General features: G+C 43.9%; 1 pseudogene. It reads right to left on the minus strand.

What is annotated here, in order from left to right:
* Positions 1-9 precede the first annotated feature (9 nt).
* A pseudogene (locus AB447_RS26195) lies at positions 10-726 on the minus strand (hypothetical protein); the annotation flags it as partial.

Here is a 726-nt window from a genome sequence, read left to right on the forward strand (position 1 = left end):
ATTAGGGGGTTAACCCGTTTTCATGATTCTATCATACAGATCATCCATTATCTCTTCAGAAACCGACTGGCCCCTAATATCTATGATAACAGTTTGTTTTGTATTGTTTGGCAATTCCGTCAAGCGTTTTTCGACTTGTTTTGAAACATTGTTCACTAGTCTACTTCTTCCACTTGGTGTGGTTATTTTGTAATTTTTCACCTCTATGCTATGGCCTTTTTTATAAAAATCCGGTCGAGAGCTTCCCTTTTTTCCATATGGAACTTCTTTGCCGTCTATAAATGACTTTTGAGCACTGTAATTAGGATAGTCCTTTCCTACATCGACTTCTGATTGTCGCCAAGAAGGTCTTTTGGGGGCATCCGGCTTTTTAACATTTAGCTTTGTGTTAACTCCACGCAAGCCAAATGCTCCAATCATGGATAAAGCTCGGTTAAAGCTATCTTGTCTTTGTTCATCGGAAATCTTGTTTCCGAACATATCCCGGCCGGTGATTGTTTCGCTGAACCCGTTGGCCGCGGCTAGACCGTATAGACCCTTTTCAGAGTTTTTCAAAGCCTGGAATGTTTTCGGTGTTCTATAGGCAGCCAGGGCTTTATCAACTGTTGTGACAGCCTTTTCGGCTTTGTACATGCTGTATGCGCCTTTGATCCCTTTAGCACCTTTCCCGAACCACCCGACAACCGGGATGTATCCGGCGGCACCTATCGCTCCCGCAGCAACCCG

Origin of the sequence: Bacillus glycinifermentans (assembly GCF_001042475.2) — a bacterium.
In the GTDB taxonomy this organism is placed as follows: domain Bacteria; phylum Bacillota; class Bacilli; order Bacillales; family Bacillaceae; genus Bacillus; species Bacillus glycinifermentans.